Below are 16,483 nucleotides of genomic sequence, written 5' to 3'. Positions count from 1 at the left end.
GGGCGGTGCGATCAAGCGCTATGACTTAGCGCCACACCCGGAAGCAGCGGCGGTGCGGCCCGTAATAGCCGCGCACCCAGCGGCAGGTGACGTAACTGCGGCGGTGATGCCAGCCGCCGCGATAGCGGTAGCGCGGCCCGCGATGCCAATAGCGGCGATCGTCCCAGTGGCGCCGGCGATCCCAGCGGCGGCCGTCCCAGCCGCGATCATGCCAGCTGCGATGATAGCCGTCCCAACTGCGGTGATATTGCGCGGCAGCCGGAACCGGCGTGAGCGCTGCGGCGGCGAGAAGACCAGCCGCAGTCAATGCGATCAGTTTCATCTCTGTTACTCCCAACAGGCCCGATTCGTCGGGCTATCGGAGCATAGGTCAGTGAAAACGCACAGTTCCTGAACGAAAACGCCGCGCGGCGCCAGGACGGCGCGCGCGGCGATCACTCAAGCTTTTATCGACGAATGCGGACGCGGTGGCACTGACGCACTCTGCGATGATGTACCCAGCGGGTCTTGCAGACCGTCTTCCAGCGGTAGCCGTGATAGCTGTTGTGGTGCCGTCGCGCATCAACCGGGGTAGCGCTGAACGCTACGGTGGTGACCAACGCAGCTGCGGCCAAGCCGAGAAGCTTCTTCGTCATGGGCATCACTCCGTCTTGATCCGGCGGTTCCCTCCCGCCGGCGGCGGAAACCGCAAGCTGATCGAATTGTTCCGCGGCGACAACGATCCGCAGCAAATAAATTAGGAGGCTAGCGACCTCGCATGTCGCGCGCCTCGGCGGGAACGCGCACCGTAAGCCCCTCGAGGTCGGACGTGAGCGTGATCTGGCAGGACAGCCGGCTGGTGCGGGTGGCGCCGGCGGCGAGGTCGAGCATGTCCTCCTCCTCCTCGCTGGCAGGCGGCAGCCGGCCGAAATCCTCCGGCGCGACGATGACATGGCAGGTCGAGCAGGCCATCGCCCCTTCGCAGGTCCCTTCGAGCGGCTGGCCATGCGCCTGCGCCAGGCGCAGCAGGCTGTCGCCGTCCGCCCCCTCGACCTCCTCGACCGCAAGCCCGTCGGCGCTGACGAAACGGACGCGGATCATGCTGCGCTCCGCTGCGCACGCGCCGCATCGTCGATGCGATCCAGCGCCGTCATCAGTTCCTCCTCGCTCGTATAGCGGCCGAAGCCGAGCCGGATGCTCGCCCGCGCTTCCGCGTCGCCGAGTCCGATCGCGCGCAGGACATGGCTTGGCCGCCCGGATCCGCTCGCACAGGCCGAGCCGGCGGAGAAGGCGATGTCGCGAAGCTCGCTCATCAGCCGCGCGACATCGAGTCCGGGTAGGCACAGGTTGAGATTGCCGCGATAGCGGCGCGCCCGACTCCCGTTGAGCGTCCAACCCGCCATGCGGTCGAGCGCACGGGCAAACAGCCGGTCGACGTGGGCATGATCCTCCTCAAACCGCTCGCGCGCGAGCTTCGCGGCAGCGCCGAACCCGGCGCAAAGTGCGGGCGAGAGCGTCCCGGAGCGGCCACCGACTTCCTGTCCGCCGCCGTGGAGCAACGGCTCCGGCGTCACCCCGTCGCGGAGCCAGAGCGCGCCGATCCCCTTCGGCCCATGGATCTTGTGGGCAGAGATGGCGATCATGTCGCAGCCGCCGGGGATGGCGAGGCGGCCATAGCCCTGCACGGCATCGCACAGGAACTGCGCACCCGCGCCGTGCGCGAGGCGCGCGAGTTCGGCGATCGGCTGGATCACGCCGATCTCGTTGTTGACCAGCATCGCCGCGACCAACCCGGTCCCCGGCATGATCGCCTCTCGTGCGCGATCGAGATCGACCAGCCCGTCGCTGCCCACCGGCAGGATCGTGACCTGCCGCCCCTCACGTGCCAGCGCCTCGACGGTGTCCAGTACCGCGGCATGTTCGGTCGCGATCGTGACGATGCCGCCGCGCGTACCCTTGATCGCCCAGTTGAGCGCCTCGGTGGCGCCGCTGGTGAAGGTCACGCGCCCGCCCGACGGCAGCAGCGCCGCCACTTGGTCCCGCGCCACCTCGACCGCCGCTTTCGCCGCGCGGCCCGGCGCATGGGCGGAATGCGGATTGGCGTGCTGCGATTCGAGCCAGGGCAGCATTGCCGCCAGCGCTTCGGGCGCGAGCGGCGTGGTCGCCTGATAGTCGAGGTAGATCATGCCGGTTCGACCGTCTCCCCGGCCCGGGCACGGACATCGCGGGCGATCTCCGCCCAGGCCGAGATGAAGCGTTCGACGTCGGCCGGCGTGGTCGAGCGGCCGAAGCTGACCCGGATCACCTCGCCCGCCTTGGCGCCCTCCCAGCCCATCGCACCCAACACATGACTCGGCCGCATGCTCCCCGAGGAGCAGGCCGAGCCGGCCGACACCGAGATTCCCGACAGGTCGAACCGGATGAGCTGCGCCGCCGCTGGCATGCCCGGAAGGCGATAGGATGCGATGTGCGGGGCACGCGGGCTGTCGCCGGCAACCACCTCGCCGCCGAGCGCCCGGATGGCGCCGTCGAGGCGTTCACGCATTGCCGTCATCGCCTCCAGGTTTTCCGGCACCGTTATCGCCGCCGCGAAGCCGAGCGTTGCCGGCACATTCTCCGTCCCGCCGCGATAGCCGCGCTCCTGCCCGCCCGTCGGCAGCAGCAATCCCAGGTCGCGCACCAGCAGCGCACCGATTCCCGGCGGTCCGCCGCGCTTGTGGGCGGAGATCGCGATCAGGTCGGCGGTATCCTGGGGCAGATCGCCGCCCTTCCAGTTGACCGGCATCTGCGCAGCGTCGACGAAGAGCTTGGCACCGGCGGCGGCGACGCGTTCGCCTATCGCACGGAGCGGCTGGATCACCCCTGTCTCGCTGTTCCCCCACTGAACCGCGACCAGCGCCGGCGTCGGTGCCACCGCCAGCTCGGCGTCGAGCACGTCGAGGTCGATCCGCCCATCTTCCTTCACCGGCAGGCGCACCGCATCGGGCGCGGCGCGCAGCACCGAATCATGCTCGGTCGCCGCGATCAGCCGCGATTCGACCTGCGCGCGGCCCAGCGCGAGCAGGATCGCCTCGGTCGCACCGCTGGTGAAGATCAGCTCATGCTGCCAATCATAGGCGGCGCGGATCACGCTGCGCGCGCTTTCCAGCGCCGCACGGGCGGACCGCCCCTCGGCATGGGGCGACGAGGGATTGGCCCAATGGGCGAGCCCACGCGCCACCGCCTCCGCCGCCTGCGGCAGCATCGGCGTCGTGGCGGCGTGATCGAGATAGAGACGGCTGGTCACGGCAACGCAAACCCCAGAATGATTGCGCGCACGCAACCCTTGCCTATATAGCGCGCCTGCTCTCGCGCGCTATGTCAACGCGCCATCCTAATCTGCAGGTTCCATGCCCGAAGTCATCTTTCCAGGACCCGAAGGCCGTCTCGAAGGCCGTTTCGCCCCCGCTCCCAAGCCGCGCGCGCCGGTGGCGATGATCCTCCATCCGCACCCGCAATCGGGCGGCACGATGAACAACCACATCGTGCAGGAGCTCTACAAGACCTTCCAGCGCCGCGGCTTCGCGACGCTCCGCTTCAACTTCCGCGGAGTCGGCAAGAGCCAGGGGACGTTCGACAACGGCGTCGGCGAGCTCTCCGACGCGGCGAGCGCGCTCGACTGGGTGCAGAGCTTCCATCCGGAAGCGTCGACCACCTGGATCGCGGGCGTCAGCTTCGGCGCGTGGATCGGCATGCAACTGCTGATGCGCCGCCCGGAGATCCGCGGCTTCATCTCGATCGCACCGCCGGCGAACATGTACGACTTCACCTTCCTGGCACCCTGCCCCAGCTCGGGCATCATCATCCAGGGCGAGGCGGACGAGGTGGTGACGCCGGGCGCGGTGCAGAAGCTGGTCGACAAGCTGCGCACCCAGAAGCACATCACCATCCATCACGACGTGATCCCGGGCGCCAACCACTTCTTCCAGAACGAGATGCCGGAGCTGATGGGCAGCGTGGACAAATATCTGGACATGCGGCTCGACCCGAATTCGCCGATCCGGTGATCGCTCATCCCTCTCCCGACGGGAGAGGGAATTAGAGCGTCCAGATCAGTATGTTCCCGAGGATCACCGCCGCGCAGGCGAGCATCAGCGCGCCCTTGGTGCGCTCGCGCCGTTTGGCGATCAGGTGGAGCCCGCCCACGGCGAGTGCGAACACGGCGATCATCGCCATCGCGGCAGTCAGATTGGCCATGCCGTTCATCTAACGCAGCCCGGCTGCCTTAGCCACCGCTCGAGTATTTGCGATTGACTTGCAATAGCAGACGGCGATATCGCCCCGATCAGCTTCCAGAGTCGGGGACGTATCCCATGTACCGCTATCTCGATCGGCCGGTCGGCGAGCTCGGAACGAGCGAGGCCTTTCTGCTGTGGGCCGCCCGTGCCGCCGTCGCCGCGATGGGCCAGAGGATCTGCCTCGGGGCGGAACTCGGGCCCGCATTCGGCCGGCACGATCTTGCGGTGGGCCTGCCGCATTTCGCGATGGCGATGGCGCTGCTCTCGCGCGATTCGGAACAGCCGCTCGAAGTGATGACGCCCGGAACCCCGCGCGTCTCCGAGGGCGAGGCATTGTTGCTGGAGCTGTTCGGCGCTAGCGATCCGCAGGCCGACGCGCGCGTCCATGCGACGCTTGCGCTGGTGTTGCCGAATCCCGAACTCGTCACCGCCGCCCACCGGGCGGTGCGCAGATTCACTGCCGTACTGGTCGCCGCCGGCATGGCACCACCCATTCCCGATTCCCTGACGGAGAAGAACCCAGATCATGAGTGACCGCATCGCCGCCGCCCCCGGACTGGCGCCGTCCGGCGTCCTGACCGTCGAGCGCGTGTGCTCCGTACGGCATTGGAACGAACATCTCTTCAGCTTCACCATCACCCGCCCGCAAAGCTTCCGCTTCCGCTCGGGCGAGTTCGTGATGCTCGGCCTCCCCAGCGAGGGCAAGCCGCTGCTGCGCGCCTATTCGATCGCCAGCCCGGCCTGGGCGGAGGAGCTGGAGTTCCTGTCGATCAAGGTGCCCGACGGCCCCCTCACCTCGCGGCTCCAGACGATCGAGCCCGGCGACGAGCTGTTCCTCGGCCGCAAGCCCACCGGCACGCTGGTGACCGACGCCCTCAAGCCCGGGCGCCGGCTGTTCCTGTTCTCGACCGGCACCGGCCTCGCGCCCTTCCTCAGCCTGGCGCGCGATCCCGACGTCTACGAGCAGTTCGCGCAGATCGTGCTGGTGCATTCGGTACGCCGCGTCAGCGACCTCGCCTATCGCACCGAGCTGGAGGCACAGCTCGCCGGCGACCCGCTGGTGCAGGACCAGGCGCTGCTCCAGTTCGCCTATGTGCCGACGGTGACGCGCGAGCCCTTCCCGCTCACCGATCGCATCGGCACGCTGATCCGCAGCGGCGCGCTGTTCGGGCCGGGCGTCACCGGCCCGCGCGAACTCGATCCCGAGCAGGACCGGGTGATGCTGTGCGGCAGCATGGCGATGATCCGCGACCTGTCTGCCGACCTCGACGCGCTCGGTTTCGTCGAGGGGTCGAACGCGGCGCCGGGCGATTATGTGATCGAGCGGGCGTTCGTGGGTTAAGGCTCCTCCCCGGCACGGGGAGGGGGACCGCGCGACGAAGTCGCGTGGTGGAGGGGGCTCGCCTCATGCGATGTCGCTTGCCGCGCTCCCCCTCCACCAGCTTCGCTGGTCCCCCTCCCCGTGCCGGGGAGGATTTGGGATCACGACGGGCTATCGCTGAGCGCCGGAAATGCCGGCGCCGGCGCGGTCTCGCCCGCCAGCACCCGGGCATAGGCGTCGATGTCGACGTTGCCGCCCGAGGCGAGCACCAGCGTGCCCTCCTCCGGCTCCACCTTGCCCGTCAGCAACGCCGCAAGCGCCACCGCGCCGCCCGGCTCGACCACCAGCCGGAGCTTCGCCGCCGCCCAGCGCTGCGCCTCGCGCACCTCCTCCTCGCTGACCGCGACACCGGTCGCCGAACGGCGCGCGAGCACCTCGAACGTCAGCGGCGACACGCGGAGCGTCTGGAGCGCGTCGCAGGTCGTAGGGGGCGGGTTCGGCCCGACCTCCTCGATCCAGCCCGCCTCGAGACTGCGGCGCATGTCGTCCCAACCCTCGGGCTCCGCGACCCGGATCGCGGCATCCGGCAATGCCAGCGTAAGCCCTGCCGCCAGCCCGCCGCCGCCGCAGGGCGTCACCACTCGCGCGATGTCGCCAAGTCCCGCCTCATGGAACTGGGTCGTCGCCTCGATCGCGGCGCTGCCCTGCCCCTCGATCACCCAGGGATCATCGAAGCTCGGCACCAGAGTCGCACCGCGCGCATGGGCGAGATGCGCGGCGATCTTCTCGCGATTCTCGGTCATCCGATCATAGGGAACGACCTCCGCACCGAGCGCGAGCGTCGCGTCGCGCTTCGCCGCCGGCGCGTCGGCGGGCATCACGATCACCGCCGGAATGCCGAGCCGCTTCGCCGCCCAGGCCACGCCCTGCGCGTGATTGCCCGAGGAAAAGGCGACGACGCCGCGCCCCCGAGTCGCGTCGTCGAGCGCGGTCAGCCGGTGCCAGGCGCCACGGATCTTGAAGGCGCCGATCGGCTGCAGGCACTCGGCCTTGATCCCCACCCGGACCCCGCGGATTTCCGCGACGAACAGCGGCGTCATCGGCAGGATCGCCGCGATCTTGGCGGCCGCGTCGCGCACCCCGGCGCGGGTCGGTTGTCGTACGATCGTCACATCTCACCTTTCATCGCATTTCACCGCTTTACATCGGGGGACCCCGATCCTATGTGCGCCGTCCGCTGCCCCATGGGACTTCCAACCGCAAGGCAGCTTTTCGTCACACTATGCCGCAAGGCAATTGGAGGTCCCTTGAATTGTCCAAGCATCATAACGCGCTGGGGCTAGCGACTGCCCTTCGACCGGTGGCTCCGGTCACGCTCATTCGTCCCCACGCAGCGTCGCGTGCCGCCCGATTCTTCGTCGAGAAGTTTCCGGGCCGCTCGATGTATGCGGTGAAGGCGAATCCGTCTCCAGACCTGCTCGAGGTGCTCTGGGACAGCGGAATCACGCATTACGACGTCGCCTCGATCGGCGAGGTCCGGCTGGTGGCGCGCACGCTGCCGGGCGCGACGCTGTGCTTCATGCATCCGGTCAAGGCCGAGGAAGCGATCGAGGAGGCCTATTTCGACCATGGCGTCCGCGTGTTCAGCCTCGATTCGGTCGAGGAGCTGGACAAGATCGTCCGCGCCACCCGCGGCGCCGAGGACCTGACCTTGTGCGTGCGCCTGCGCGTCTCGTCGGAGCATTCGAAGCTCAGCCTCGCCTCCAAGTTCGGCGTCGCGCCGGGTGAGGCGAAGGAGCTGCTGATCCGCGCCCGCCAGGTCGCGGACGCGCTCGGCATCTGCTTCCACGTCGGCAGCCAGGCGATGACGCCCCAGGCATACGCCGACGCGATGGAGCGCGTGCGCCAGGCGATCGTCGAGGCGGCGGTGACCGTCGACGTGATCGACGTCGGCGGCGGCTTCCCCTCGACCTATCCGGGCATGGAGCCCCCACCGCTCGAGCTCTACTTCGAGACGATCCATCGCGCGTTCGAGAGCCTGCCAGTCTCCTATTCGGCCGAGCTGTGGGCGGAGCCGGGCCGGGCGCTGTGCGCCGAGTACAGCTCGCTGATCGTGCGCGTCGAGCGGCGCCGCGGCGACGAACTCTACATCAACGACGGCGCCTATGGCGCGCTGTTCGACGCCGCGCACATCGGCTGGCGCTTCCCGGTCACCTTGCTGCGCGAGCCCGACAGCCGCGCCAAGGAGATGGCGTTCAGCTTCTACGGGCCGACCTGCGACGACCTCGATCACATGACCGGGCCGTTCATGCTGCCGGCGGACGTCCAGGCGGGCGACTATCTCGAGATCGGGATGCTCGGCGCCTATGGCGCGGCGATGCGCACCGCGTTCAACGGCTTCGGCTCGGACGAGACGGTGATCGTCGAGGACGAGCCGATGGCTTCGCTCTACACCAGCGAGGATCGCCGGGTCGCGTCGAACGTCGTCACGCTGTAACGACGGCTTCATAACTGAACAGAATCGGGCGGGGCATTGCGATGCCCCGCTCCTTTACGGGTTTCCGCGTCCCCATGAACGACTGCGGTGTTTGTAACAGGAGAAACCTTGTGACCGACACCCTCACCAAGACCGCGGCCGCGCAGGGCCCGATCAACGATACCCGCAAGGCCGAGCTCTTGTCGAAGCAGGTCAAGCATATCGACATCAAGAGCTTCGACGCGCGCCCGATCGTCGACGCGATGGCCGACATGAGCTTCACCAGCCGCGACCTCGGTCGCGCGACCAAGATCTACAACCAGATGCTGGCCGACAAGGACTGCACCATCTTCCTGGTGATCGCAGGTTCGACCTCGGCCGGCGGCTGCATGGACCTCTATGCCGAGCTGGTGCGCAACAACATGGTCGACGGCATCGTCGCGACCGGCGCGACCATCGTCGACATGGATTTCTTCGAGGGGCTGGGCCACAAGCACTATCAGGCGCTCGAGGTGCCGGACGACGACACGCTGCGCTCGCTCTACATCGATCGCATCTACGACACCTATATCGACGAGGAGCAGCTCCAGGACTGCGACTTCACGATCAACAAGATCGCGAACGAGCTGGAGCCCAGGGCCTATTCGAGCCGCGCCTTCATCCGCGAGATGGGCCGTTACCTGTCGGAGCACGGCAAGAAGGAGAACAGCCTGGTCAAGCTCGCCTATGAGCATGACGTGCCGATCTTCTGCCCGGCGTTCGTGGACTCGTCGGCCGGTTTCGGCCTGGTCAAGCACCAGGTCGACCAGATGAAGGCGGGCAAGCCCTATCTCATGATCGATGCGGTCGCCGACTTCCGCGAGCTCACGCAGATCAAGATCGAGGCGGGCACCACCGGCCTCCTCATGATCGGCGGCGGCGTGCCCAAGAACTTCATTCAGGACACGGTCGTTTGCGCCGAGATCCTCGGCCACGAGGACGTCGAGGTGCACAAATACGCCGTCCAGATCACCGTCGCCGACGTCCGCGACGGCGCCTGCTCGTCCTCGACCCTCCAGGAGGCGGCGAGCTGGGGCAAGGTCAACACGGGCATCGAGCAGATGGTGTTCGCCGAGGCGGGCAGCGTGATGCCGCTGCTCGCCAGCGACGCCTATCACCGCGGCCTGTGGAAGGACCGCGAGAAGCGCCGCTGGGCGAAGCTCTTCGCCTGAGGTTGCACATCGCAACTGACTGAGGCAGCCTCCCCCGGAGACAATCTGGGGGAGGCTTTTTCATGCACGCTGAAATCCTGAAGCCGGTCGTCGTCCTGATCGCCTGGACACTCGTGATGTGGCTATGGATGATGGCCGTCCGGATGCCGGCGATGCGCGCGGCCGGCATCGATATCACCAAGCTGGTCGGCGGCAAGGGATCGGACGCCGATCGCGTGCTGCCGCCCAAGGCGCAATGGCCGTCGCACAACTACAACCATCTGATGGAGCAGCCGACGATCTTCTACGCCGTCGCGCTGACGCTGGCGGTGACGGGGGGCGGCAACGGCGTCAATGCGTGGATCGCCTGGGGCTATGTCGGCCTGCGCATCGTCCACAGCCTCATCCAGGCGACCGTCAACCGCGTCGCGCCGAGGTTCGCGGTGTTCATGCTCTCGACGCTGCTGCTGGTGGCGCTGACGCTGCATGCGGCAATCGCGGTATTCTGACCCTCGTTCGTGTCGAGCGAAGTCGAGACACTGTGTCCCTCGACCTCGCTCGGGACGAACGGGGTATGAAAGTCAGGTTCAGCTAGTTTGAATCTGTTCCCCGGCGAAGGCCGGGGCCCAGTCTCGAACGGCTCGCAACTGGGCCCCGGCCTTCGCCGGGAACAGCTGCTTCAAGCCCGATGGAGCAAATTCTAGACTCCAAGCACGCGCGACAGGCTGCGATCCAGCATCATCAGCTGCCACAGCGTCCGGCCGTGCTCCGCACGGCCGGCGCGATGGTCCTCGGCGAGCCGCTCCAACGCGGCTCGCTCGAACCACGGCGCCAGCACCCGCGAACGCGCGAGCATCGCCGCCTCCTCGGCCAGGTCCTTGCGGAACCAGGCGCTGACCGGGGTCACGAACCCCATCTTCGGCCGGTAGAGGATGTCCTTCGGCAGATAGGGTTCCAGCGCCTTCTTCATCAGCCACTTCCCCTGCCCCGCGCGGATGCGGAGCGGGGGCGGCAACGTCGCCGCGAACTCGATTAGTCGATGGTCGAGCAGCGGCTCGCGCGCCTCCAGGCTCACCGCCATGCTGGTGCGGTCGACCTTGGCGAGGATGTCGCCGGGGAGCCAGTGATGGATGTCGGCATATTGGGCGGCATCGAGTCCGGTCCGCGCCGGTGCCCCGCGCATCGTCCCGATCATCGCATCCTCGCCGCGATGGCCGGCGAGCGTGCGGCGGAACGCATCGGTGTAGAGGCGGTCACGCGTCTCGGGCGTGGTGACGCCGACGGCGCGGGCATAGGCGGCAGCACCATCCTCCGCGAGCGCGAGCAGGGTCGTCTTCGCCCTGAGCGGCCGCGGCGCCCAGTCGGCCTTGGGATAGAGCCGGCCGAGCGTGCCGAACAACCCGGCACGCGTGCCCGCGGGGAGCAGCCCCCTCACCCGCTCCTCGGCGGCATGGAAACGATAGCGGCGATAGCCGGCGAACGCCTCGTCGGCCCCGTCGCCGGACAGCGCCACCGTCACCGTCTCGCGCGCCAGCTCGGAAACGCGATAGGTGGCGAGCGCCGAGGCATCGGCAAAGGGTTCGTCAAACGCCTCGACCAGCCGGTCGATCAGCGCGAAATCGTCCGACGCGACGACACGGGTGCGATGCTCGGTCTTGAAACGCTCGGCGACCAAGCGAGCATAGCGGGTCTCGTCATGGTCGGCCTCGTCGAAGCCGATCGAGCAGGTCTTGACCGCCTTCGGGCTCGCCTCGGCCATCAGCGCGACCACGGCCGAGCTGTCGACCCCGCCCGACAGGAAGGCGCCGAGCGGCACGTCGGCGACCATGCGCGATGTCACCGCATGGCGCATCCGTTCCAGCAACTCGGCCTCAAGGTCTCGGGCTGACCCTTTGGCACGTTTGGAGAAATCGACGTCCCAATAGCGCTGCGGCGCACCCACCGGCCTGCCGCGTTCGAGCCGCAGGAAGCTACCTACGGGGAGCTTGCGCACGCCGGCGACGAAGCTCGCATGATCGGGGATATAGCCGAGCGCCATGAAATCCTCGACCGCGCGCGGATCGACCTCGCGCCGAAGCAGAGGATGGGCAAGCAACCCCTTGAGTTCAGAAGCGAAAGCGACCCCACCGTCCGACAGCTCGACATAGTGGAGCGGCTTCACGCCCAACCGGTCGCGGGCGAGCACCAGCGTCTGCGCCTCGGCATCGTGGATGGCGAAGGCGAACATGCCGACGAGCCGGTCGAGCAGCCCCGGCCCCCAGGCGCGCCAGCCGTGGAGAATCACCTCGGTATCGCCATGCGTGGCGAAGCGGACACCTTTCGCCTCCAGCTCGGCGCGCAGCTCGGCGAAATTGTAGATCTCGCCGTTGTAAGTGATCGAGAGCGGCCCGGCGTGCATCGGCTGCGGCGATCCGCCGACGTCGATGATCGCGAGGATGCGATGGCCGAGCCCCACCCCCGGCGCGGTCCACACGCCGCGGCCGTCGGGCCCGCGGTGCGCCTGCGCGTCGGTCATCGCGGCGATGCGCGCAGGATCGACCGGCTTGGCGACGGCGGGGTAGAAAATCCCCGCGATCCCGCACATGGCTCAGCGTCCCGCAGCGATGCGGTCGGCGAGCCGGTCGACCGGTCCCGCCGCGGCGAGGAAGGCGGCCATCGCCGCCCGCGCATCGCCGTCGGCGCGTTCGGCCGAGAGATGGATCGCCACGGCGCACTGGGGTCCGCCCAGCAGCTTCGCCTTGAGGGTCGCCAGCTTCACCTGGCCGGGATCGGAGGTCGTCATGCCGGCGACCCGGTACCAAGTCGCGACCTCGCGTTCCACTGGTCCCGGCGCGGTGATGCGCTGGACCGAGCCGCCGGCCAGCGCGGGCAGGTCCTCGATCCGCACCCAGCGATCGTTCTCGCGCAGCACGCCCTGACCGAAGCTCACCAGCTCATGCCCCTCGCGCTGGCCGGCATAGACCACGACGGCAAGGTCGACGCGGTGCCCGGCGGCATCCTGATAACGGCCGATCAGGCCATGGTCGGCGGTCGGATAATAGGGCGTCCAGGGCGCCGCCGTGCTGAGCGGCACGCGATGCCAGCCCGGCACTTCCGGTAGCGCGAGCTGCGCCGGCAGCGCATCGCTGCGGCCGACTACGACGGCGCCGCCGGCATAGGCGAGCGTCGCCAGCGCGATCGCGGCACCGGCCGCCGTCCAGGGATCCGACTGCCCGCGCGCCGGCCCGGCCAGCTTGGCGGGATCGAACCAGGACGCATCCGGATCGCGGTCGAACCAGCGCCAGCCGATCGCCAGCACCGCCGCCATCACCAACCCGAAGAACACCCAACCGTAGACGATATGGTCGAACCCGGTCGCCGCCTCCATCGAGGTGAGATGCGCGGCATAGATGGTGCCGAATGCACGCAGACCATTGGCGATCACCGGGACGACCAACGCCATCGCAAAGAAGGCGATGCGCCGGCGCCACGAGACGTAGCAGACGTTCGCCACCAGCGCGCCGTAGGCCACCATCGCGATCACGAACTTGGCGCCCGAGCAGGCCTCGGCCACCTCGAAATAGCCGTTGGGGATGGTGATCAGCACTCCGTCGACGCTCGCCGGCACGGCGAAGAGGTGGAGCAAGGGCATGGTGATCGCGACGGTGACGGTCTGGAGCGGGCTTTCCAGCGCCTCGCCGAAGGGGACGAGGAACATCATATATGCGAGCGGGAACAACAGCCCTCGCGCGATGCCCCATCCGAGGATCGCAACGACCGCGCCCTGCATCATCACTATGAGACCGAGGTGCCGTGCGAAGGCGACGCCCGCCGCATCTCCCAGGAACCAGGCGACGGCACCCGCCACGACGATCGCCTGCCCGCCCCACCACGCCTCGGGCTTGAGCAGCGCGAGCTCGCGCCGGCGCTGCCATACCAGCCAGGCGATCACCGGCGGAACGAACAGGCAATGGCCGAAGGTGGTGCTGTTCCAATAGATGCCGGCAAGGTCCGCGACATCGCTGTGGAACAATATGAGCAGTGCCGCCCATGCGCCCGCAAGCAAGACGAGTGGCGTCCGCCAGGCGGCGGGCATAGCCGCCGCGAACGCGCTCCTGGGGTAAACCAGCGTCACGCCGCCGCCGACCGTCGCTGCCTGCGCGGCGTGAGGCCGAGCAGCTCGTCGAGCACCGCCAGCCGCGCCTCCCAGCCATAGCGCCGCTTCACCTGCTCGCGGGCGGAGCGGCCCAGCTCCTCCGCCTGGTCGGGATCGTCGAGCAGCGCGACCACTGCATCCGCGATACCCGCTACGTCATCGGCGACGCAGATCGTGCCGTCATGATCGATCCCTTCGGCGGCCGCGCCCGAGACGACCACCGGCCGCGCCATCGCCATCGCCTCCAGCACCTTGTTCTGCACCCCCCGCGCGAGCTTGAGCGGCGCCACCACCACCGCCGCCGCGGCCAGCCAGCCGCGGACGTCGGGCACTTCGCCGGTGACGATAACGCCTTCGCCGCGCGCGAATGCCTCCACCTCCGCGGTCGGGTTGCGGCCGACGATCGCGAAGCGCGCATCGGGGTGGCGCAGGCGGATGTGCGGCAGCACCGAGCGGGCGAACCAGGTCACCGCCTCGACATTGGGCGGATAATCCATCTGCCCAGTGAAGACGATGAGTTGGCCCTGGGATTCGATCCGACGGAAATCCGCATCGGGAGCGAACCGGTCGGCATCGATGCCGTTCTCGACCGCATGGACGCGCTCGGCACCGGTACGGGCGCGGAACAGCGCCGCTTCCGCCTCGCTCACGAACAGGCTGAGATCGGCGCGCGTAGCGACGGCGCGGTCGTGGGCGAGCAGCGCCGACGCCTCGCGCCGATAGAGCCAGCTCATCGGCCAACGCGCGCCCTTGGCATAATCGGCGAACTTGGCCGAATCGACGTCGACGAAGTCCATCACCACGCGGCGGCGCGGGCTCGGCGGCGGCAGATACTGCGCCATCTGGCTCGAGAAGACGTAGATGGTGTCGATCGCATGACGCGCGAGCAGCGCCCGCACCGCGCCCGGCACCATCGGATGGCGGAAAGCGGTGACCGACGCAGCCTGGCCGGAGACCAGCGCCTCCAGCACGGCTCGCGCCCGCGTCTTGGAGCGCCAGAAGATCGAGCGGTTGGCGGTCAACCGATCCAGCCCGCCCTTGGCCTTCATGTCGTGCGAGCTTTCGGCGAAGGTGACCAGATGCACCCGCCTGTGCGCCGCGAGGTGCTTCAGGATGTGATAGGCGCGGATCTTGTCGCCGCGGTCGGGCGGGAACGGCACGCGGTGGGCGAGGAACAATATGTCGCCCATCTCAACCGAGCCCGCGCGCGATGAACGGCCCGATCAGATTGGCGACGGGCAGCGGCAGCTTCTTCCACAGCACGATGCGCCGCGCATATCTGGGATCGAGCGGATTGACCGATCGCGGCGCCGCGCCGTCCGCGGTACGGACGTGATAGGCGAGCGGCACGCCCTCGAAACCCCAGTTGCGCTTGAACGCCGCCGCGCCGGTGCCCGCCTTGGAGCGGCCGAAGTCGAACCTCCGGCAGCCACGGCGGCGGGCGTGGTTCATCAGCGCATAGTACATGGCATCGTTGGCGCGCAGCGCACGTGCGGCCTCGGTGCCGCCGCCCCAATAGGGATAGACGGTGCCGTTCCAGTAGAGGCTGAGCACGCTTGCCACCGGCTTGCCCTCTCGACGGACGGTGAGGATATCCGCCGCGTCGCCGAAGTGGCGCAGGACAGCCGCGAAAAGCGCCTTCGGGAACACCGGCGTGCCGAGATTGCGGACCGATGCCGCATAGACGCGATAATGGGCATCGCGATCGGCCTTGCCTGAGCCGGTGGTGATCTCCAGCCCCTTGTCGAACGACTTGCGCACCTCCGCGCGCTGCTTGCGCGGGATGGCGGCAAGCTGCGCCTCGTCGTCGGCCGCGAGATCTGTGACGAAGCCGAGATAGGTATCGGTATCGGTGTGGAAGGCATCGCTCGGCGCCTCGCCGCCGCGCAGCTCGAGGCTGGAGGCGCCCGCCTCCCCCGCGATCGCCCAGGCCTGCTCGGCCAGCGCCCGCGTCGCCGCGCGATCGATGGACAGCACGCCTCCGCTCACCCCGAAGCCGGCCGAAACCAGCGCCGTCCCGAACAGCCGCGACCGGACCAACGTCAGCGGAAGCACGCCGAGCAGGGCCCCGTCGGCTCCCTCGGCGACGAGATAGCGAGCCGCCTGCCCGCATCCATCCGCCACCGCGACACTCCACTCGGCGAGATGGAACGGCGTTCCCGGCGGATGCGTCTCCACGAAGGCCGCGATCCGCGCCCGTTCCTCGCCATCGCCGAGGTCGGCGAGACGGCAGGCGACCGGCCGGTCTAGCAGCGGTAGCGTCACGCGATCCGCTCCGCCTCGCGCGCGACGACGCCGTCGACCCGACCCCATTCATGGCGGCGCAGCAGGTGGCGCAGCTTGCCCGCCATGCCGCCCAGCCGCGCATAATGGCGCAGCCGCGACTTGAGCGGCGCGCCTCTGACACGTGGCTGATCGGGATCGATCTCCCAGGGATGGAAATAGAAGACGCCGGGCCGCCCGGCACGACGGTTGACGCTCTCCACCGCGCGATCGGTCAGGACGCGCGGCAGCAGGCGGAAGAAGCCGCCGCCGGTGGTCACGCTTCGCCCGCCGAAGCGTATCATCGTGATCGGTAGCTCGATGAAGTCCGAGCCCGCGACCGGCCGGTGCGCACCGATCGGCGATTCGCCCCAGCCATAATGGTCGTGCCGGATCGGCGCGACGCTAGACGAATAGGTGTAGCCCTCCTCGGCAAGGATCGGGTGTGCCCAGGGCGTGCGTGCGTCGATCGAGAAGCTCGGCGCGCGATAGCCTTTGACGGCCTGCCCGCCCGCATCCTCCAGCGCCGCCCTGGCGCGGGCGAGGTCGGCCCGGAACTGCTCGGGCGTGAAGGTGAAGACGCGGTCATGGCCCCAGCCATGGCTCGCGATCTCATGCCCGCGTGCGACGATGTCGCGGATCAGCCGGGGATGTCGCTCCGCCACCCAGCCCAATGTGAAGAAAGTCGCCTTGGCCCCGCTTTCGTCGAACAGGTCGAGCACGCGGGTCGTGTTCGCCACCACGCGCGATTCGAGACGCTCCCAATCGGCGCGATCGATCGTGCGCTCGAAAGCGCCGACCTGGAACCATTCCTCGACGTCGACCGAGAGCGCGTTGCGCATG

Annotated in this window: 17 protein-coding genes; 6 read left to right on the top strand and 11 right to left on the bottom strand. The window is 68.5% G+C overall.

The annotated features are described in order from the left end of the window. Window positions 1-25: 25 nt before the first annotated feature. From LZK98_RS10690 to LZK98_RS10675, 4 genes are all read right to left on the bottom strand, one after another. Window positions 26-322, bottom strand: coding sequence for a hypothetical protein (locus LZK98_RS10690; RefSeq protein WP_233782291.1), 297 nt, complete (start codon window positions 320-322; stop codon window positions 26-28). 422 nt (window positions 323-744) lie between these two features. Beyond that, window positions 745-1,080: a 2Fe-2S iron-sulfur cluster-binding protein gene (locus tag LZK98_RS10685; protein WP_233782290.1), complete on the bottom strand. Its 336-nt coding sequence runs from the start codon at window positions 1,078-1,080 to the stop codon at window positions 745-747. Then, window positions 1,077-2,165, bottom strand: coding sequence for a cysteine desulfurase family protein (locus LZK98_RS10680; protein ID WP_233782289.1), 1,089 nt, complete (start codon window positions 2,163-2,165; stop codon window positions 1,077-1,079). The genes LZK98_RS10685 and LZK98_RS10680 overlap by 4 nt, the downstream gene beginning before the upstream one ends. After that, on the bottom strand, window positions 2,162-3,265 hold the full coding sequence (locus tag LZK98_RS10675; protein ID WP_233782288.1) for a cysteine desulfurase family protein: 1,104 nt from the start codon (window positions 3,263-3,265) through the stop codon (window positions 2,162-2,164). The genes LZK98_RS10680 and LZK98_RS10675 overlap by 4 nt, the downstream gene beginning before the upstream one ends. A gap of 103 nt (window positions 3,266-3,368) precedes the next feature. On the opposite strand from LZK98_RS10675, the gene LZK98_RS10670 reads away from it, so the two are divergent. Next, on the top strand, window positions 3,369-4,025 hold the full coding sequence (locus LZK98_RS10670; protein WP_233782287.1) for an alpha/beta hydrolase: 657 nt from the start codon (window positions 3,369-3,371) through the stop codon (window positions 4,023-4,025). 31 nt (window positions 4,026-4,056) lie between these two features. On the opposite strand, the gene LZK98_RS10665 is transcribed toward LZK98_RS10670, so the two are convergent. Then, window positions 4,057-4,215, bottom strand: a complete 159-nt coding sequence (locus LZK98_RS10665; protein WP_233782286.1) for a hypothetical protein — start codon at window positions 4,213-4,215, stop codon at window positions 4,057-4,059. A 116-nt stretch (window positions 4,216-4,331) separates the two neighbouring features. Here LZK98_RS10665 and LZK98_RS10660 point away from each other — a divergent pair, with 116 nt between their 5' ends. Together LZK98_RS10660 and LZK98_RS10655 are read left to right on the top strand one after the other, a co-directional pair. Continuing rightward, window positions 4,332-4,790 carry a hypothetical protein gene (locus tag LZK98_RS10660; protein ID WP_233782285.1) on the top strand — a complete coding sequence of 153 codons (459 nt, stop codon included), beginning with the start codon at window positions 4,332-4,334 and terminating at the stop codon, window positions 4,788-4,790. Continuing rightward, complete coding sequence (locus tag LZK98_RS10655) at window positions 4,783-5,598, top strand: ferredoxin--NADP reductase (RefSeq protein WP_233782284.1); 816 nt, start codon at window positions 4,783-4,785, stop codon at window positions 5,596-5,598. The genes LZK98_RS10660 and LZK98_RS10655 overlap by 8 nt, the downstream gene beginning before the upstream one ends. Before the next feature lie 140 nt (window positions 5,599-5,738). Here LZK98_RS10655 and LZK98_RS10650 read toward each other — a convergent pair whose 3' ends face one another. Further along, window positions 5,739-6,749, bottom strand: coding sequence for a threonine ammonia-lyase (locus LZK98_RS10650; RefSeq protein WP_233782283.1), 1,011 nt, complete (start codon window positions 6,747-6,749; stop codon window positions 5,739-5,741). Window positions 6,750-6,889: 140 nt separating this feature from the next. Between LZK98_RS10650 and LZK98_RS10645 the strand changes: the two genes are divergently transcribed. The 3 genes from LZK98_RS10645 to LZK98_RS10635 all read left to right on the top strand — a co-directional run bounded on the left by LZK98_RS10645 (window position 6,890) and on the right by LZK98_RS10635 (window position 9,752). After that, window positions 6,890-8,074 carry a type III PLP-dependent enzyme gene (locus LZK98_RS10645; protein WP_233782282.1) on the top strand — a complete coding sequence of 395 codons (1,185 nt, stop codon included), beginning with the start codon at window positions 6,890-6,892 and terminating at the stop codon, window positions 8,072-8,074. 110 nt (window positions 8,075-8,184) lie between these two features. Beyond that, window positions 8,185-9,264: a 1,9-bis(guanidino)-5-aza-nonane synthase gene (locus tag LZK98_RS10640; protein WP_233782281.1), complete on the top strand. Its 1,080-nt coding sequence runs from the start codon at window positions 8,185-8,187 to the stop codon at window positions 9,262-9,264. 62 nt (window positions 9,265-9,326) lie between these two features. After that, on the top strand, window positions 9,327-9,752 hold the full coding sequence (locus LZK98_RS10635; protein ID WP_233782280.1) for an MAPEG family protein: 426 nt from the start codon (window positions 9,327-9,329) through the stop codon (window positions 9,750-9,752). Window positions 9,753-9,943: 191 nt separating this feature from the next. Here the strand turns inward: LZK98_RS10635 and LZK98_RS10630 are convergent, their stop codons facing one another. Genes LZK98_RS10630 through LZK98_RS10610 form a run of 5 tightly spaced genes read right to left on the bottom strand, consistent with a single transcriptional unit; the run spans window position 9,944 to window position 16,482 of the window. Beyond that, complete coding sequence (locus LZK98_RS10630) at window positions 9,944-11,827, bottom strand: XrtA/PEP-CTERM system amidotransferase (protein WP_233782279.1); 1,884 nt, start codon at window positions 11,825-11,827, stop codon at window positions 9,944-9,946. Window positions 11,828-11,830: 3 nt separating this feature from the next. Continuing rightward, window positions 11,831-13,357 carry an exosortase A gene (xrtA, locus tag LZK98_RS10625; RefSeq protein ID WP_319937485.1) on the bottom strand — a complete coding sequence of 509 codons (1,527 nt, stop codon included), beginning with the start codon at window positions 13,355-13,357 and terminating at the stop codon, window positions 11,831-11,833. Next, window positions 13,354-14,568, bottom strand: a complete 1,215-nt coding sequence (locus tag LZK98_RS10620) for a TIGR03087 family PEP-CTERM/XrtA system glycosyltransferase (protein WP_233782278.1) — start codon at window positions 14,566-14,568, stop codon at window positions 13,354-13,356. The genes xrtA and LZK98_RS10620 overlap by 4 nt, the downstream gene beginning before the upstream one ends. Window position 14,569: 1 nt before the next feature. Then, window positions 14,570-15,643, bottom strand: coding sequence for a FemAB family XrtA/PEP-CTERM system-associated protein (locus tag LZK98_RS10615; protein WP_233782277.1), 1,074 nt, complete (start codon window positions 15,641-15,643; stop codon window positions 14,570-14,572). Further along, complete coding sequence (locus LZK98_RS10610) at window positions 15,640-16,482, bottom strand: XrtA system polysaccharide deacetylase (protein WP_233782276.1); 843 nt, start codon at window positions 16,480-16,482, stop codon at window positions 15,640-15,642. The genes LZK98_RS10615 and LZK98_RS10610 overlap by 4 nt, the downstream gene beginning before the upstream one ends. Between the last annotated feature and the right edge of the window lies 1 nt (window position 16,483).

The sequence above is a fragment of the Sphingomonas cannabina genome, from assembly GCF_021391395.1.
GTDB classification, from domain to species: domain Bacteria; phylum Pseudomonadota; class Alphaproteobacteria; order Sphingomonadales; family Sphingomonadaceae; genus Sphingomonas; species Sphingomonas cannabina.
Note: the sequence above shows the minus strand (reverse complement) of the source record. Positions and strands in the feature narration are given on the sequence as shown.